Below are 15,693 nucleotides of genomic sequence, written 5' to 3'. Positions count from 1 at the left end.
CCCTACGCGGCGGGGTGCCCGGCCCCCGCGGCCGGCGGGACGAGGGTCGCGCGGCGGAGGGCGGGGAAGGCCGCGGCGACGGCCAGGGTGGCGGCGACGCAGACGAGTCCGCCGGTGACGACGGCGGCGCGGGGGCTGGTGAGTTCGGCGAGGAAGCCGACGGCGGCGTTGCCGAGAGCCGGGGAGACCGTCGCCTGGACCATCCACAGGCCGCTGACCCGGCCGCGCAGTTCGTCGGGCGTGCCGTGCTGGAGGAGCGCGGAGCGCAGGACCTCGGAGATCAGGTCGCCGAGGCCGGCGAGCGCCAGCAGCGCCAGGGCCAGCGGCAGCGCCGACGCGGCGCCGAACCCGGTGAGCGCGAGCCCCCACAGCAGGACGGCGCCGACCAGCGCGTGCCCGCCGGCGCGCGCCGTCCAGCCGCTGGTCGCCGCGCCGACGAGGGCGCCGAGGGCGGGGGCGGCGTAGAGCAGCCCGACGACCTGGGGGCCGCCGCCGAAGTGCTGGTCGGCCAGGGCCGGGTAGAGCGCCTGCGGCATCGTGAAGACCATGGCCGCGGCGTCGATGAGCAGCAGTCCCGCGATGAGCCGGTTCCCCCGCACATGACGCACCCCGTCCGCCACCGAGCCGAACGCCCGCCGAACTCCGTTGGCCGAGGTGGCCGTTGGGCCGCCCACCGGCAGCGGGCGCACGAACAGCAGCGCGAGCGAGAACACCAGGAGGCCGGCCGCGTCCACGGCGAAGCAGGCGGCGAGCCCGGGACCGGCGATGAGCGCGCCGCCGACGGCCGGCCCGACGAGCGCCGCGAGTTGGGTGGAGGCCGAGGTGAGCGCGCCGGCGGCGGCGAGGCGTTCGCGCCCCACCAGCGTGGGGATGGCGGCCAGCATCGCGGGGCCGCCGAGGCCGGCGAGCAGGCCGGTGAGACCGGTCGCGACATAGACCGGCCACAGCCGCGGCTCCGGCAGCAGCGCGTTGACCGCGAGCGCCGCCGCGACCAGCGTCAGGGGAAGGCGGGTGGCGAGCATCAGCAGCCGCCGGTCCGTCCGGTCCGCGAGCACGCCGCCCACCAGCACCCCGACCACCATGGGCAGGGCGCGGGCCAGGCTCACCAGGCCGAGCTGGGCAGCCGACCCCGTGAGCTCGTACACCTGGACGGCCACCGCCACGCTGGTCATCAGCGTGCCGAGGAGCGCCCCGAGGAATCCGGCGTACAGCAGCCGGAAGTCGCGACTGTCACGGAGCGGGCTGAGGTCCATGGCGAGACGGGCCGCGGGCATGGGTGACCCCCAGATCGAAGTGAGGCAAGCCTTACCCGCCCCACTCTCGCCGCCGACCCCGCTTGAAGTCAACATGTGTGAAGTTCAAGCGCCTTGCTAGCCTCGCCCTCGATGAGCAGCAGCGAAACGCCCGCCGCCCGGCGCCGGCCGACCCACCGCAAGGGCCGCGCCACGCTCACCCGCGAGTCGGTCGGCCGCGCCGCCCTCGACCTCATCGGCCGCCGCGGCCCGGCCGAACTGACGATGCGCTCGCTCGCCGCCGAGCTGGGCGTCTCGCCCCGCGCCCTCTACAACTACGTGGAGGACCGGCGCGACCTGATCGGCCTCGCCGCCGAGCTCTTCGAACAGGACTGGCACCCACCGAAGTTGGACCCCGCCCCGGACCGCTGGCGGCCCAGCCTGCGGGCGCTGTGCGACGAACTGCGCGCCCACTACCGGCGCCACCCCGGCATGACCACGCTGGCGCTCACCGAGGACGTCACGATGGCCCGCCACCCGACGATGCTGCGCAACGTCGACGCGATCGTCGGCTTCCTCACCGCCCTCGGCCTGCCCCCGGCGGACGCCTACCGCGCCTGCGTCGAGACCATCCGCCTCGTCGTGGGCTTCGTCGAGTTCCACGACGCCCTCCACGACCGGCCGCCCGCCCACCTCGCCCCCGGGGAGCTGACCGAGACCCCACCCCCCTGGCTACGCCCGGAACCCGGCACCGACCTCCCCCACCTCACCCGCCTCGCCGACCTGCCCCCCACCTCCCAGGACGAGCAGTTCACCTTCGCCGTCGACCTCCTCGTCGACGGCCTCGCCGCGCGCGTCCGCCCTGGGGGACGAGCGCGGGGGTAGGCATCGGCGGTGGGCGCGGGTGGACGTCGCCTCACCGAGAACGCAGGCCGCGAGCAGTCAGATCCGAGTGAGATCGATCTCGACCGGAAACGGAGCCGAGACCTTCACGGTGCCGGTGAACACATCGCCCTCGCGATACGTCCTGGTCGCGGGGTCGAGGACGTAGGTGTACGCCAGCGGGACGCCCGTGGCCGCTTGCTCGATCCGCCAGTAGAAGGCGATGCCCGCCCTGGCGTACTGCGCGACCTTCACGATCCGGTCGGTGGTCTCCGAGCCCGGCGAGACCACCTCGACGACCAACAGCACGTGCTCGGGACGGGTGGGCGTCTCGTCGATGGTGTCCGCTCGGTACACGACCACATCCGGACGGCGATTGATCAGCGGCACGTCCTGAAGCCGGACATCGAAATCCGTGTCGGCGTTCCAGTCCGGGCCGCCGGCCCCCTCCAACGCGTTGGCCACGATCCGTGCCAGGCGGTTGTGCCGCTTCGACGCGCTGGGGCTCACCACGACCATCCCGTCGACGATCTCAATGCCCGCGCACTGCTCCTCGGACCAGGAGTCGTACTGCTCAGCCGTGATCTGCTCGTGCATCCACGCGGGGGCGATCATCTCGGCGGTCATGGCGCACCTCCTCGCATCCGTACGGCGGGCGCTGTCTTCCAGGCCCAGCGTACCGAGTCCGGACCGGGGAAGGCCGCCGTCAGCACCGCCAGGCGGAGATCAGGTCCTCGGCCCGTGGGCAGTACGCGGGAGACCGCCGGCGACGCCGCTGCGGGAGGCGGCGACCAGCGGCGTGTCGGTGGTCGCACTCGGGCACGGCGATCATGTTCTTGGCCAGGGTGCCGTTGTCGAAGTACCAGAAGTTCTCCGGCTCGGTGAGCAGCGTCGTCTTCGGGACTCGTACACCGCGTACCACCAGGCGATGTCGCTCGCCGCCACCGTCCCCTGCCACGCCTCGAAGGGGACGTCACGCTTGATCCAGTGGGTCATCCGGGCCGTGACGTTGACCGGCTCGGGTGCCAGGTCGTCGCGCAGTTGCTTGTGGAAGTCGGCGGCGTGGACGACCCGGTAGCCGAGCACGGGCCCGAGGGCGCCGTTGAAGTCGTTGCACACGTCGTCGCGGGCCGCTGTGACCTCGTCGGAGAGCACGCCGGGGCCCATGACGGCGATGACCAGAGTGATCTTCAGCCGGGCGTCGCCCAGCGCCGCGTTGACGCGGGCGGCGATGGGGTCGCCGAGGCGGTCGTTGAAGCGGTCGAAGTTGCGCTGTTCGATGAGGCGGAATCCGGCGATCAGCTTGTGGACCGCGTTGGTATCCAGCTTGCCCTTGCCGTCGTCGCTCCACTTGGCCTGGACGAGCCATACGTCCTGGGAGCTCTCGCTGACGGCCACCCCGTCGATGCCCTGGTCCCGTTCGCCGTCGATCACGGCCCGGCCGGCCGTCTCGTAGTCGCACCCGGTGACCATCCGGACGGCGGCCGCGGTCAACGCGCGGGAGAGGAAGCGCTGTTCCCGCCCCCGTGCGTCGTACCCCCGCAGATCGTCGTCGTAGATGAGCCCGGCATAGTCGCGCAACAGCGCTTGGCGAACCTGCTGGACCTGGAGTGGTGACGCCATGTTTCCTTGCTTCTTCTCGCCCATCGCCCGCCCTACCTCCCCTGAACATCACGCGAACAGATCATCATATGGCTCGGCCGTGGAGCGCCGGCGGCGCACCGCCGCCTGACCGGGCCAAGAGGTCAGCTGTGGGCCTCGCGGTACTCCCGCCGCAGCTCGTCGAGTGGCCGCAGTCCCTCCGCTGTCCGAGCCCGCCAGAAGGTCCAGCCGTTGGCGGTCGAGCCCAGGGCACGGGCCGCTCCGGAGGGCGTCTCGTACCGCTGGCCGTCCAGCACGATATTGCCGTCGCCGTCGATCTCGCCGGTGGCCTCGTAGGCGCCCTGCCGGGACTCCACCACGGTGCCGGGCGTGAGGAGCCCGGCGGCGACGAGGTCGGCCAGGACGATCCATCGCTCGGGGGTGCGTGGCGGCGCGCCGGGTTCCGGGTAGACGGGGCGGTAGTCGTGGTCGCCGAGGGTGCGGAAGGCGTCGCGGACCACGCCGGCCATCAGGGCGCGGCGGGCGGCCAGGAAGTCGCCGTACGGCATGTGCTCCCAGTCGGACGGCAGGGCGTGCCAGTAGCGCTGCCGCTCCAGGCGGTCCGCCGGCAGTGCCTTGGCGGCGAGTTGCTGGGGCCAGTAGTCGGCGGGCGGCCGGTCGGAGATGGCGATGTTGTCGCTCCACTCGACCAGGGCCATGTTGGCGATCTGGTTGATCCGGCTGGTCTCCTTGACGCCCTGGCCCTTGAGGTGGTTGCGGGGGAAGAGGTGGTGGCGCTCGATGCCCTTCTTCAGCGTGACAGCGGGGTCGAGCCGGCTGCGCACCCTGGTGGTGGAGAGGAGGGCGTCGGCGTCGAGGATGTTGAGCGCGGCGACATAGGCCATCAGCGCCGGCGACTTGGCGGCGGAGCTGTCCAGGTCGTTGGGGAGCGTGATCTCCCAGAAGTCGCGGCTGAGGGTGTCGTCGATGATCTTGTCGAGGGTGGCGACGAAGCTCCGCCCCTCCTCGCGGGCGGAGTTGAGTCGGGCCAGGTCGTTCTCGACCTGGCTCTCGAAGGAGCCGGAGTAGCGGCCTGTCATATGGGCCATGAAGAACCACCGGGCGATGACCTCGCGCAGCCGGTCGATGGGCACCTGGTGTTCGACGCGGCCGATCAGCCAGAGGGCGTAGCTGTAGAGGACGGCGTTCTGCGCCGAGATCATCTTGGTGCCGCGGAAGCCGGCGCGCTCCAGGCACTGGAGGAACTCGTGCCAGTGGGTGAGGTCGAGCACGTGCCGCTGGGCCTGCTGGAGCTTGGCGAACTGCTCCTCGCGCCGGGTCGGGTCGGGCTTGCCGGTCTCCAGGGAGCGGCCGCGCAGGGCCGTGTAGACCTGCTTGAGCACGGCACGCTTGAGGGCGACGGTGGTGGTGACCCGCAGCAGTTGGGCGGGGTCCGGCTGGATGTACCAGTTGAACGGGGAGGGGCCGTCGAGGGACGGTTCGCGGGCGGCTCGGGAGAATTCCTCCAGTTCGCGGCGGCCCTTCTCCCAGAACACCGACATCAGCGTCAGGATGAAGTCGGCCTGGTTGAGGGCGACTCCCTTGCTGTTGATGCGGACGAAGATCTCGGCGACCTCCTCCTCGTCGACGGAGCTGGACAGCTCCACCACCTTGAAGGTGTAGGAGCCGAGCTCGTAGACGCGGTCGATGGCGGAGTCGAGTGTGTCCCGCTCGTCCTCGTCGAGCGGACGCTTCTCCCCCAGCCGGCTCAGGAAGGCGCGGACGGTCCGCTTACGGTTCTCCGGCTTCCACAGCTCGCTGATGTCGGCCAAGTACTCAGGGTCCTGTTCCACGGCGGCGTCAGTGACGGCGAAGGTGGCGTCGGCGGGGCGGAAGGCGAGGCGGATGCGCCCCGTGGAGTAGTCCTCGCGCGTCACGGGCGCACCGCTCATCACCGCGTAGAGAGAGGTCAGCCGCTGCTGGCCGTCCACGATGAGCTGCCGGGCGACCTGGTGGGCCTCGCCGGTGCCGATCTGCCGGGTGCCGGCGTCCACTCCAGTCTCCCAGAAGAGCAGATAGCCCACCGGGAAACCCTTGTACATGGAGTCGAACAGATCACGGGCCTTGGCCGCCGGCCACACGTAGGGCCGTTGCAGGTCGGGCAGGGCGATCTCGCCGCTGGCGATGTCCTGGACCAGTCGGGAGACGGGGTAGCTGGTGTCCTTGTAGCGGACCTCGGGCATCTTCGGGTGGCTGCCTCTCTGTGCGGTCAGTCGAGGATCTGGACGCGGTGCTCGGGTCGTTGCAGGTGGTCCATGACGATCTGGTGGGCACGCCAGCCGTCGGGGAACTTCGGGGGCACGTCCAGGTGGACGGGCTGGTGCGAGGGGTGGCGGTCGAGGAGTTCCGGGATGCCGGCGCGGGCGACGACGAGGCAGGCGTGACGGTGGCGGGAGAGCAGGACGCAGAGGCGGCCGGTCTCCAGGTGGAAGGCGCTGGCGTCGGCGCGGCCGGAAAGCGGGTGCCAGACGAGGGTGACGTCGAACTCGCGGCCCTGGAGGCGGTTGGCGGTGTCGACGGTGATGCCGTCGAGTTCGGGCGCGAGGGCCGAGCGGACGGCCTCCGCCTGGTCGTTGTGGGCGACGCCGATGGCGATGCGTGCGGGAGTGAGGCGGCGGCCTTCGGGTGGCGGTGCCTGGTCACAGAAGGTCGTGGTGCCCCGGGCGACGAGGCGGCTCGCGGTGTCGGCGAGGGCGCGGGCGAGTTCCCGGTCGGTGCGCAGCGTCTGCCGGAAGGGGAGTTCGAGGTGGCCCCAGCCGGTCTCGGCGGCCCGGTCGAGAACCTGGTCGATCGGGTCGGGGGCGAGGGCCCGGAGCAGGGTCATCCGCCGGTCGTCGGGTCCTGTTCCGGAGTCGAACGGGGTGAATGGGTAGAAGGCGCGCTCCACCAGCGGGGCGGCCGTCGCGGGCAGCCGCCAGGAGACGGGCAGGGCGCGCACCGCCATGGCGGGGTTGTGGGCGAGGGTGACGTCGACGGCGTTGCGCAGCGGGTCCCAGGTCAGGCCGGTCCAGCGGTCGGTCTCGACCGTGCTGAACGGGTCGAGTTGGCCCGGGTCGCCGACGAACAGGGCGCTGTCGAAGAGCGGGGCGCAGGCGAGCAGCGCGTCGGAACGCATCTGGTACGCCTCGTCGACGATGGCGCGCGACCAGTGCCCGTGTTCCTCCTTCACCCAGGGCCATTTGGCGGCGGTGGCGATGATGATCGGCGGCGGGGTGGGCCCGAGGTCGGGGATGGTCTTGGCGCTCACCACGCCGGGCAGCGCGGCGAGCCGCGGGGAGAGCGGGCGGGTGGTTGACAGGAGCCGGCCGACGACGAGGTCGGGGCGGTTCCGCGCGAGGCGTTCCGTCAGGTCGTCGACCTGCTCGTTGGTCTGGGCGATGACCATGACGTACTCGCCGCGGGCGACGAGGTGGAGGGCGGCGCGGACGACGAGGGTCGACTTGCCGGCGCCCGGTGGCGAGTCCACGACCACGCCGCGCGTCGTGCCACCGGCGAGCCGGTCGAGGTCGGACAGCACGGTGGCGACGGCGGCGTCGGCGCGCGCCCCTGGGGTGTCCACGATGGTCGCGGGGGTGCTCATTCCCATGCCTCGTTCGCGTCCTCGTCGGTGGGTTCGTAGGGCTGGGGTGGGCCGCCATGGGTCCAGGGGGTGTCCTCGTCCGCGGGGAGCCGCGGCGGTGGGACGTAGGGCGGAAGGCTGGTGTAGCAGACCTCTTCGCCGAGCTCGGGAACGCTGCCGGGTGGCGGCTTCTTCGAACGCCCCATCCCGCCCGTGAGTTCGAGGTCGATCTCGTGGGCGCCGTCGGCCGTGGCCCGGATCGCGAGGACCTCGGCCGTCTGCCTGGGACGCGCCGGGCTGGTCACCTCGTCGCCGACGCGCAGCCGCCCGGTGCCGGTCGTGGTGAGGGTGATCCGGGGGCGCAGCACGGACCGACCCTTCGGGCTCAGGCCGTTGCGCTCGGGTTCGGCAGCGGTCACGGTGCCGGAGACGGCCTCGCCGGTCAGTTCGAACTCGGCCATCACCAGGGGGTCGTCGAAGGCGCGGTCCGACTGGTAGCGGGCGGTGGCGTCCTCCAGGTGGGAGAGGCGGCGGGCGGCGCTGGATGCCTGCTCCCAACGGCCGCGAGGCAGGCCGCCTTCCGCCACGTACCCGTGGAAGCCGGTGAACCGGTCCCGGTCGCGCTGCCAGCGCTGCGCGACGCTGGCGCCCGGCGGTACGGCTCGGAGCAAGTCGATGCCGCGCCACATCAGCCGCCAGGTGGGAAGGAGTTGGGGACGCAGCTGAGCCTCTAGCTGACGGATGGCGGCGGCGCGGCGGCGGTCGCTGGTCGCCTTGTCAATGGCCTCGTAGAGGGAGGCGAGGGCGTGGTCGAAGTGCGGGTCGGTGGCGGGTCCCGAGGGCGGGAAGTGGGTCGGGTCCTCGGCCAGCAGGGCGGCGGTGGCGCCGTCGGTGTCGGGCGGTGGGTCGATCCAGGCCAGCAGCGCGGCGAGGTGGGCGTCCTCGGTGGGGCTCTGCCCGGTGGCCCAGTGGGCGGTGAGGGTCTGGGTGAGGGCCAGCATCAGGCTGGAGGTGGGGAACTCCCCCTGGTCGGTGAACCAGGTGAGCCACTGCCCGAGCCGGGGCACGGCGGGATCCACGGCGTACGGGCCCTCGGTGCGGCGGAAGCGGGTGGAACGGCCGAGCAGACGGAGGAAGGCGGCGGCGCCGGCGTTGGGGACGACGAGTTGGGGCGCTTCGGTGTAGCGCTCCCGCTGTTCCCTCGCGCCGGGCCTGCCCCCTTCGTACTCCTCCGTGGCCGAGGTGAACTCATCGATGTAGGCGAGGAGTTGGTCGGCGAGGCGGGCGGCGAAGCGGAACCGGTCGTCACGGTTCCTGGGTTGCGGGACGACGAGCAGCCGGGGCTCTTCGGGGTCGGAGCCGACCAGGGCGGCGAGCGGGGCGCAGACCTCGCCGGCCAGGTTGAGCGGGATGAGGACGAACGGCCGGTCGGAGACATGGGTGTGGCGCACCGTGGTGATCGGCACCGCCCGGCCGGTGGCGGCGGCCTCCAGGGTGGCGACGACCCGCAGGGCGCTCATGCCGCGCCTCCCGCGGCGCGGCGGCGGGCGCGGAGCTGGGCGGCGCGGGCGAGTTGGGTCACGACCTCCTCCTGTTCCGGGGCGGGCCGGCGCTGGCCGAGGGCGAGGTGGTGGGCGGTGGTGGTGTCGGCCAGGCCAGGGAGGGCGTCGCGCACGACCGCGCCGAGGCGCGCCGGGTCGCGGGTGCGCCGGGCCTCCTCCCGGCAGTGGTGGGAGAGTTCGCACATGTCGAGGCAGCGCGGGCCGTACAGGTGGGGCAGCTCGTCCACGGTCCGGGTGAGCCGCTCGGTGGACGTGCCCGTGGACAGGTCGAGGGTGGCGCCGGCGGAGAGCGCGGCTGCCGCCTCCTCGGCCCGGTCGAGACGGGACAACTGGTACTGGACGGCGTCGAGTTGCTGGCGCAGGTCCACCAGCCGGCCGTAGGGGCGGTTGGTGAAGTCCCGGGGCAGCACCAGCAGGAAGCGGTCGGCGACGAGCGCCGGGTCGGCGCCGAGTGTCCGCAGCACCGAGCGGAGCGCGAGGACGTACACGGCCGCCTGCTTGGCGGCCTCCGCCACGCTGTTGGCGTCGGCCCGCCCGTCCACGGCGGCGAACGACCGGATCACGACGACGTAGAGGCGGTCGCCGACGCGATGGCTGACGGCGTCCGGCACCAGATGAGCGGTGGTGCCGGCGACGTCGAGGGTGAGCACGGGGTGGTCGAGGATCACCCGGGCGTCGTCGTCCTTCGCGATCGCCCCGAGCAGGTTCCGCGTCTCGGCGGCCCGCACGCCAAGACCCTCGCTCTCCCAGGCCGAGTTGAGGTCGGCGACGCGGGCCTCCTCGATGGGGACGCCGAGTTCGGCCCGCAGCAGGGTGATGAGCTCGGCGTAGCCGTTGGCCTTGAGCTGCTCCTCGAAGGCGCGCTGCCGGGTGATGGCGAACGGCGACTGGCCGAACGGCGCGGGGTGGCCGAGGCGTTCGGCGAGTCTCCCCTTGTCGATCCCGGCCGCGTCGAGCACGGCCCGCCGGTGGCAGCCCGGATTGATCGTGAGCGCGGTGATCTTCCGCGCGGTGTACTCCTGCCGTTGCTCGTTGCCCCGCAACGTGTCGAGCTGGCTGACTCGTGCTGCCGGAGGACTGGTAGGCGGCATGACCTCTTCCGTTGCGTGACATGCGGTACGGGACGACGTGCACACGGTGTTCGGCACGGGCGCGGTGGCGAACCGGCCGGGACAACGCGCGGATGAGGGGGAAGGACGACTTTACCGGCATGTCCTGGACCTTGGCCGGGAATCGCCGTTTCGTCGGCCGTTATCCGGCCTTGCCGGGACCCGCGTTCCGCTCGGTGTCGACGGTCCGCCGCACCCCGAAGAGCAGCCGCGCCGGGTCCTTCAACTCGCCCCTGGCGCGGTCGGCCGCCGAGCGGCGGGTGGCCTCGTCGGCCTCGGCGTGCACCGCCGCCTCGGCCTCGGCGGCCTGGATCACGCGGGCGGTGTCCGGCATCCCGGTGCCCTCGTAGGCACCTGGGATGTTGAGGGCGAACTTGCGGAGCAACGCCCAGGCGGGCAGGGCAGGTTCGTGGCCGGCGGCGCGCATGCGGGCGATCTGCCGCGCGATGCTGCCGGCGTGGGTGAGGAAGTCGGCGCGCGGCCCGAGGGGGCCCATGATCCGGCGCTCGAGCGGCCAGGTGGAGACCGCGAGCAGCCCACGCACGGGGATCAGCCGGTCGTGGCTGAGGGCCGGGCAGATGTAGTAGGGCCTGGCGAAGGGTTGGGCGACGAAGGAGCGCTCCTCGTCACGCCGGAGCGAGCCGAGCCGGGTGGTGATCACGGCCTCCGACAGGAACGCCTCGTGGGTGGCGGCGATCAGCTTGGGTCCCGCCGGCGCTTCGAGAATGGTCAGTGCCTGGTGCGCCTGCTCCCGAATCGGGGTGGCTCCGCCGGCGAGGCGGGACGGCGCGGGGGCGGGGGGTGACGGCGCGGGGAGTTCGGCGGGCCGGCCGGGCGGCGCCGGCCGCTCGGCATCCCCGGTCTCCTCGTCCTCCTCCTCGTCCAGGCGTCGGCCGTACTCGCGGACGATGGCGCGGAGCTCCGCGCGGAGCTGGTCGGCGAGCGCCTTGTCGCCACGGCGCTTGGCGACGCTGATGGCGGCCCGGTACTCCGCCATCTGATCTTCCAGTTCTTCGAGCGACTCGGCCATGGCGACAGGCTACCGAGCCTCCAGACAACGCCGCAAGAGCCAAACTCTTCCAATAATTTGCGCTATCCATTCGGCGGCGCTACTCTCAGTGCCAGGCCGCAGCTGACCCGGCGTCACCTCGGTCGCCCTCTTTGTCGTGCCTGGTTCAGCGCGCGCGGTTTCCCCAGGTCACCGCCGCCCCCGCGTCACACGCACCTCCTTACGACGCATCCCCCATCACCCCATGTCGTCACGCACCGTGTTCAGCGACGCCCACATTCGCTCGAAGGAGCAGCCCCCTCATGGACGCGCCCTCCACCGTCCCGCCCTCGCCCCGCACGCTGTATCGGCTCATCGGCGTCGACCCGAGTGCCGACGGCATGTTCGACTGCGTTTCGCCCGCCCAACTGGACGAGATCGGCGCCGAGTTCCTCGAGCTCGACGACTTCGGTGTGCCCGCCGTCGCGTTCCACGGGCTCTTCGCCAAGGAGGAGGCGAGTTGGTGCGCCGACTTCTCGCGGCTCACCAACTGGCCGGTGCGGCACCCCTCCTGGCGCGGTGCCGCCCTGCTGCTCCTCGCCATCGACCGCGAGGTGTACGCGCTGTGCTACGGCGAGGGCTACCGGCTCGTGCCCCACCACCTCAAGGACCGGCGGTTCGGCCTCCGGTTCGTCGTCCGGAGCGTCGACCCCACCGACATCCGCGCCGCCGTCGCCCGCACCCCGGGGCAGGGCCGCACCGACATCGCCGTGCTGCCGGGCGGCGCACCCGTCGGCGCCCTGGGCCTCGACACCTACACCAAGCTGGTGCAGAGCATGGGCGGCCGGCTGGCCAGCCGTGAGCTCACCGTTGAGCGTGCAGGGGGCGACCGGGCGTACTGCGCCGAGGGCGGCGCCGGGCTGCGTCTGCCGTACGGCGCGGACGCCGCCTCGTTGGTCCGGGACATCAGGACGATCGCCAGGGTCTGCCGGGAGGAACCCCCGCGCCCGGAGCTGGAGTTCGTCGAGTCCGTGGCGCCCATCAAGGAGGCCGCCACCGTCCGGCTGCTCGACGAGCGGCTCGACCAGGCGCTCGGCACCCTCGACGGGGCGCGTCTCGGAGCGACCGTGCCCGAGGAGCGCCTGCCCGACTTCGCGCTGGCCCGCGCCATCGGCGTCCGCTTCCGCGGGAGCGAGGAGCACAGGGGCGAGCTCTTCGACCTGGAGTACGTGCGGGGGCGGCTCCGCTTCCACCGCACCGGCCGGCGCGTCACCGCGCTCCGCGAGTGCGAGGTCACCCTCTACCGGGACGCGCGGGCGAGGAAGGACGACGTCATCGGTCGCACGCGCCTGGTGCGCTGGGTCGAGGCGGAGTTGCTCGGCGCGGACGGCCGCCGCTTCGTCCTGACGGACGGGGTGTGGCACGAGTTCGACGCCGCCTATCACGCGGGCCTCGGCGCCACCGTCAGTCGCCTGATGCCCTCTCGGCCTTCGCTGGAGCTGCCCGTCTGGCCGGACGGCGTGGAGGAGCGCGCCTACAACGAGGGCGTGGCGGACGGCGACCCCGGCTTCGTCTGCCTGGACCGGAGGCTGGTGACGACCCCGTTGCACCGCCCCAAGGGAGTGGAGATCTGCGACCTGCTCGGTCCCGACGACACCCTGGTGATGGTCAAGCAGGCGGATGGTTCATCGGAGCTCAGCCACCTCTTCAGTCAGGGTGTGGTGGCGGTCGAGGCGCTGCTGCACCAGCCGGAGGCGCGCCGGGGCTTCGCCGAGCGGGTCGCCGCGCTGGGGAAGGGCCGGCGACTGCCCGAGGACTTCCGTCCCCGGCGAGTGGTGTTCGCCATCCGCCTGAAGCGGCACGCACGGTTGACTCCCGCGACGCTCTTCCCTTTCGCGCGCGTCGCGCTCGTCCAGGCGGCCCGCACGCTGGAGTCTTACGGCATCAGCGTCGAGGTCGTCGGCATCCCGTCGGAGGCGGAACCGGGGGTGGATGCCGGGACGCGCGCCGCCTGAGCGTGGCGGGTGCGACCCGCCTGGGGACGGACGGGTCGCACGTGGGGTCGGGCCCGGCCAGGGGCCCAGGGCAGGGCGCCGATGTGGCCCCGGCCCGTGCCGGCGTGGTTGAGGGGGCTGCGGGGGGCGGTGACCGGGTCAAGGGTCGTCGCGAAGGCGCTTTCGCGTCGAAGAGCTGAGGGCTACCAGCGCAGCGGCAGCGTCGCCAGGTGGGCGCCGAGCAGTCCTGCGATGATCCGGTGGTCGTGGGCCGAGGGGTGCCAGTCGCAGCCGAGGTGGTCAAGCGCCGGGTCGTCGTAGTGCCAGTAGCCGACCCGGCGGTCGCCGCGGCGCTGGCGGACCTCGACGACGTGCTGGGCGGCCCGGGCGAACGCCGTGGTGTTGTGGAGGGCGGCCGCGCTGACCACGATGAACGTCTCGCGGCCGTAGCGGGCGCGCAGGCCGTCGAGGAAGCGCTGGTAGGCGCGCTCGTAGTCGGCGACGAGATCGTCCTCCGTGGCCCACCGCTCGCCCGGACGGAGCGGGGTGGAGAAGTCGTTGAGGCCGAGGCCGATCACGACGAGCCGCGGCCGCCAGGTGCGCGGCCGGCGCCAGACGTCGCCGGCCACGTTCAGCAGGGCGCGGTCGTAGTAGGTGCGGTAGTCGACGTCCGGGCTGTGGCCGTCGTAGTTGCGGACCATGCCGAGCCCCGAGTAGGCGTTGATCTGGACGTCGGCGCCGAGGCTCCTGGCGGTGAGGGCGCCGAAGGCGAGGTCGGTGTTGGTGTTCCGGTTGACCCCGCCGTTGGCCGAGCAGTCGCGGGTGTCGGAGACGTTGCCGTAGCCGGCGGTGTTGGAGTCGCCGATGAACTCGATCTGCCGGCTCCGCGCCCGGGGCGGGGCGAGGATCGCGCCGCCCCGGGCGGCGACGAACCCGCCGAACCTGCCCAAGGACCAGGGGCTTTCGGTGCGCTTGACGAGCCGCACGGTGTGCTCGGCGTCGGGCAGGTCGTGGATCCAGGCCGTGGTGCGGCCGGGGGTCACCAGGGTGGTGGCCGTCACGCCGTCGATCTGGACGTCGTAGTCGTTGTCGGCGTCGTCCAGGACGAGGCCGACGCCGGTGCCGCGGAACCGGCCCTCGAAGGAGACGCCGGGCCAGCTGTACTCCGCGAACCCGCCGGCCGTCCGCCTGATCCGGCCAACGGTGTGGTACCGCGCCCGGGCCTCGGAGCCCAGCGAGGTGGCCGGGGTGGCGGCGACCAGGCCCGCGGCCGTGGCCGCGATCAACGTGCGGCGGGCGAGAGGGCGTTGTGTCCCCATGTGACCATCCTTCGACGCGGCGGGCGGGCGCCCCGCCGGAACTTCCGGGCGCGCCCTCGGGAGCGCTCCCGGTCACGTCGAAGATGACAGAACGGGCCCGGTCGTCAATCCCCCGCGCGGCCGGCGCCGGCGCCCGGGCCGGCCGCGGCGGGTCCCGTCGGAACCCGTCAGAACGGGGTGAGGGTCAGGGTCATCCGGCTGGGCGCGTTGTCCTCGATGTACGGCGCGAAGCCGGCGACGTCGTCGAAGGCGAAGGCGTAGGCCCGGCCGTCCACGGCCGCCGCGTGCAGGACGCGCGCGTAGTGGTGGGCCGGGTCGCCGCGGTAGAAGTCGGCGGGGGCGGTGGTGGGTTGGCTCGGGTGGCTGATGGCGGTGGTGCGGTTGAGCGCGGCGGCGAGGATGGCGGCGACCGGGCCGACGATCGGGTCGTTGGGGGCGTGCAGGGCGCCGTCGCAGAACAGCACGTCGCGGGTGGCGGGGCGGGCGAAGGACACCTGGCCCGGGCCGTTGAAGACCAGGCGGTCGCCGCTCACCCGGCCCGTGAAGGTGCCGGCGTTGGTGGTGACCCGCAGGTCGCGGGAGGCGTACTCGGACCACACCCGGTCCACGTAGGGCGCGAAGTAGTCGCGCGGGAAGAGGCCGGCGTCCAGGCCGTGCCCGGGCGCGAGGACGCGGCGGTCGCCGAGGACGAGCGGCCCGAAGGCGGGGTGGCCGCGGAGCTCGGAGAACACGGCCGCGCGGGCGCCGTCGCGGAGCGTGCCGGCCGTCTGGTCCCGGGAGCCGGTGAGCCGGATGGCCAGCGGCACGCTGAACATGTCGACCATCGTCGTGTTGCAGTACATGCCGTCCGGCCGGTAGGTGAACTCGGCGCAGTCGTGCAGCACCTGGTAGTTGGGGTCGGACGGCACCCAGCCGGCCGGGTAGGCGAGGGCCGGGTTGCCGTTGCCGTCCGGCACCGCGCGGAACCTCAGCTTCTCGCCGAGCGCGACGTAGATCCGGCCCGAGAGGTACGGGAGTTGGATGGTGGTGTCGCCGGAGGCGGCCAGCGGTATGGCGTAGTCGGTGTAGCCGTCGGGGCCGTTGTCGGACAGCGAGACCGGCAGCAGCCGGCCGTCGGGGGCGACGTGCACCTGTCGGGTGCCGTCGTTGCCGACGATGTAGACCCAGATCGAGGTGTTGGCGAACTGGCCGGTGCGGTTCACCACGGTCAACGGCAGCGGGGCGGCGGCGTGCGCGAACCCGGGCCGGAGGGCGAGGGTCGACGCGCCGAGGGCCGCGCCGAGCGCGGCGCCCCTGAGGACGTTGCGGCGGGAGAGCATGGGGGGACTCCTTCCGGCCCTCCACGCACACGACATGAAGGGCATGAGATGAGAGCGCTCTCAGGTCGTTGCCCCCGCACACTGCCCG

General features: G+C 72.7%; 12 protein-coding genes. 2 read left to right on the top strand and 10 right to left on the bottom strand.

Annotated features, from left to right (window positions below; genetic code table 11):
• Window positions 1-2: 2 nt before the first annotated feature.
• Window positions 3-1,274 (bottom strand): MFS transporter, encoded by a 1,272-nt coding sequence (locus RNC47_RS08915; RefSeq protein WP_311597137.1) that lies wholly within the window; start codon window positions 1,272-1,274, stop codon window positions 3-5.
• A gap of 111 nt (window positions 1,275-1,385) precedes the next feature.
• Between RNC47_RS08915 and RNC47_RS08910 the strand changes: the two genes are divergently transcribed.
• The gene (locus RNC47_RS08910; protein ID WP_311597136.1) at window positions 1,386-2,117 is read left to right on the top strand and encodes a TetR/AcrR family transcriptional regulator; all 732 of its coding nucleotides are present in this window, start codon (window positions 1,386-1,388) and stop codon (window positions 2,115-2,117) included.
• Window positions 2,118-2,174: 57 nt separating this feature from the next.
• Here RNC47_RS08910 and RNC47_RS08905 read toward each other — a convergent pair whose 3' ends face one another.
• The 7 genes from RNC47_RS08905 to RNC47_RS08875 all read right to left on the bottom strand — a co-directional run bounded on the left by RNC47_RS08905 (window position 2,175) and on the right by RNC47_RS08875 (window position 11,015).
• Window positions 2,175-2,741 (bottom strand): Uma2 family endonuclease, encoded by a 567-nt coding sequence (locus RNC47_RS08905; RefSeq protein WP_311597135.1) that lies wholly within the window; start codon window positions 2,739-2,741, stop codon window positions 2,175-2,177.
• Window positions 2,742-2,942: 201 nt separating this feature from the next.
• On the bottom strand, window positions 2,943-3,737 hold the full coding sequence (locus RNC47_RS08900) for a restriction endonuclease (protein ID WP_311597133.1): 795 nt from the start codon (window positions 3,735-3,737) through the stop codon (window positions 2,943-2,945).
• A gap of 122 nt (window positions 3,738-3,859) precedes the next feature.
• On the bottom strand, window positions 3,860-5,938 hold the full coding sequence (locus tag RNC47_RS08895) for a GmrSD restriction endonuclease domain-containing protein (RefSeq protein ID WP_311597131.1): 2,079 nt from the start codon (window positions 5,936-5,938) through the stop codon (window positions 3,860-3,862).
• Between the two features lie 26 nt (window positions 5,939-5,964).
• Window positions 5,965-7,335: an AAA family ATPase gene (locus tag RNC47_RS08890; protein WP_311597130.1), complete on the bottom strand. Its 1,371-nt coding sequence runs from the start codon at window positions 7,333-7,335 to the stop codon at window positions 5,965-5,967.
• Window positions 7,332-8,834, bottom strand: coding sequence for a hypothetical protein (locus RNC47_RS08885; RefSeq protein WP_311597128.1), 1,503 nt, complete (start codon window positions 8,832-8,834; stop codon window positions 7,332-7,334). Before RNC47_RS08885 ends, RNC47_RS08890 begins: the two co-directional genes overlap by 4 nt.
• On the bottom strand, window positions 8,831-9,967 hold the full coding sequence (locus tag RNC47_RS08880) for a hypothetical protein (RefSeq protein ID WP_311597126.1): 1,137 nt from the start codon (window positions 9,965-9,967) through the stop codon (window positions 8,831-8,833). Before RNC47_RS08880 ends, RNC47_RS08885 begins: the two co-directional genes overlap by 4 nt.
• 160 nt (window positions 9,968-10,127) lie before the next feature.
• Window positions 10,128-11,015 (bottom strand): hypothetical protein, encoded by an 888-nt coding sequence (locus tag RNC47_RS08875; protein ID WP_311597125.1) that lies wholly within the window; start codon window positions 11,013-11,015, stop codon window positions 10,128-10,130.
• A gap of 281 nt (window positions 11,016-11,296) precedes the next feature.
• On the opposite strand from RNC47_RS08875, the gene RNC47_RS08870 reads away from it, so the two are divergent.
• Window positions 11,297-12,988 carry a TIGR04141 family sporadically distributed protein gene (locus tag RNC47_RS08870; RefSeq protein ID WP_311597124.1) on the top strand — a complete coding sequence of 564 codons (1,692 nt, stop codon included), beginning with the start codon at window positions 11,297-11,299 and terminating at the stop codon, window positions 12,986-12,988.
• Between the two features lie 182 nt (window positions 12,989-13,170).
• Here the strand turns inward: RNC47_RS08870 and RNC47_RS08865 are convergent, their stop codons facing one another.
• Window positions 13,171-14,286: an SGNH/GDSL hydrolase family protein gene (locus RNC47_RS08865; protein ID WP_311597123.1), complete on the bottom strand. Its 1,116-nt coding sequence runs from the start codon at window positions 14,284-14,286 to the stop codon at window positions 13,171-13,173.
• Between the two features lie 167 nt (window positions 14,287-14,453).
• On the bottom strand, window positions 14,454-15,605 hold the full coding sequence (locus RNC47_RS08860) for a beta-1,3-glucanase family protein (protein ID WP_311597122.1): 1,152 nt from the start codon (window positions 15,603-15,605) through the stop codon (window positions 14,454-14,456).
• Window positions 15,606-15,693: the final 88 nt, after the last annotated feature.

Source organism: Streptomyces millisiae, assembly GCF_031845425.1.
GTDB classification, from domain to species: domain Bacteria; phylum Actinomycetota; class Actinomycetes; order Streptomycetales; family Streptomycetaceae; genus Streptomyces; species Streptomyces millisiae.
Note: the sequence above shows the minus strand (reverse complement) of the source record. Positions and strands in the feature narration are given on the sequence as shown.

Coding starts and splice junctions, on each gene's coding strand:
- RNC47_RS08915 (WP_311597137.1), bottom strand. CDS start 1,274: ATGCCCGCGGCCCGTCTCGCCATGGACCTCAGCCCGCTCCGTGACAGT.
- RNC47_RS08870 (WP_311597124.1), top strand. CDS start 11,297: ATGGACGCGCCCTCCACCGTCCCGCCCTCGCCCCGCACGCTGTATCGG.
- RNC47_RS08905 (WP_311597135.1), bottom strand. CDS start 2,741: ATGACCGCCGAGATGATCGCCCCCGCGTGGATGCACGAGCAGATCACG.
- RNC47_RS08895 (WP_311597131.1), bottom strand. CDS start 5,938: ATGCCCGAGGTCCGCTACAAGGACACCAGCTACCCCGTCTCCCGACTG.
- RNC47_RS08860 (WP_311597122.1), bottom strand. CDS start 15,605: ATGCTCTCCCGCCGCAACGTCCTCAGGGGCGCCGCGCTCGGCGCGGCC.
- RNC47_RS08890 (WP_311597130.1), bottom strand. CDS start 7,335: ATGAGCACCCCCGCGACCATCGTGGACACCCCAGGGGCGCGCGCCGAC.
- RNC47_RS08900 (WP_311597133.1), bottom strand. CDS start 3,737: ATGGCGTCACCACTCCAGGTCCAGCAGGTTCGCCAAGCGCTGTTGCGC.
- RNC47_RS08880 (WP_311597126.1), bottom strand. CDS start 9,967: ATGCCGCCTACCAGTCCTCCGGCAGCACGAGTCAGCCAGCTCGACACG.
- RNC47_RS08865 (WP_311597123.1), bottom strand. CDS start 14,286: ATGGGGACACAACGCCCTCTCGCCCGCCGCACGTTGATCGCGGCCACG.
- RNC47_RS08910 (WP_311597136.1), top strand. CDS start 1,386: ATGAGCAGCAGCGAAACGCCCGCCGCCCGGCGCCGGCCGACCCACCGC.
- RNC47_RS08875 (WP_311597125.1), bottom strand. CDS start 11,015: ATGGCCGAGTCGCTCGAAGAACTGGAAGATCAGATGGCGGAGTACCGG.
- RNC47_RS08885 (WP_311597128.1), bottom strand. CDS start 8,834: ATGAGCGCCCTGCGGGTCGTCGCCACCCTGGAGGCCGCCGCCACCGGC.